Below are 787 nucleotides of genomic sequence, written 5' to 3'. Positions count from 1 at the left end.
TTGCGAAGAAGAACAATGAAAAGGCCTTCTCGCAAGCGATCAAGATCATCATGAACTCATTTTATGGGGTTTTGGGCTCATCCGGTTGCCGCTTCTTCGATACTCGTTTGGCGTCGTCGATTACCATGCGCGGCCATGAAATCATGAAACAAACCAAGGTACTTATCGAAGAGAAAGGTTATCAGGTTATCTATGGTGACACTGACTCTACATTCGTGTCTCTGAATGGTAGCTACAGTCAAGAAGACGCCGATGAAATCGGTCAATCGCTTGTCGCATATATCAACGATTGGTGGACACAACATCTTAAAGACAAGTACAACCTGACTTCCATCCTTGAACTCGAGTACGAAACTCACTATCGCAAGTTCTTGATGCCCACTATTCGTGGTTCAGAGACAGGCTCAAAGAAACGCTATGCAGGACTAATCGGCGAACAAGGCGATGAGAAGATCGTATTTAAAGGCCTAGAGAGCGCACGTACTGACTGGACTCCACTTGCACAGCGCTTTCAACAAACCTTGTATGAAATGGTTTTTCATGACCAAGACCCAACCGACTACGTCCGCAATTTTGTCGATGAAACAGCGGCTGGCAAACACGACGATTTGCTGGTTTATCAAAAACGCTTGAGACGTCAACTGCACGAATATCAGAAAAATATTCCGCCTCAAGTAAGAGCAGCACGTATGGCGGATGAGATAAACGAAGAGCTAGGCCGCCCTCTTCAATATCAAAACAAAGGGCGAATTGAGTATTTGATTACCTTAAACGGCCCAGAGCCAAA

General features: G+C 45.4%; 1 protein-coding gene. It reads left to right on the top strand.

Annotated features, from left to right (window positions below; translation table 11 throughout):
• The coding region (locus tag KIV40_RS28290) for a DNA polymerase domain-containing protein (protein ID WP_285352532.1) at positions 1-787 on the top strand (787 nt) is incomplete at both ends.

Source organism: Vibrio sp. D173a (genome assembly GCF_030248475.1).
Note: the sequence above shows the minus strand (reverse complement) of the source record. Positions and strands in the feature narration are given on the sequence as shown.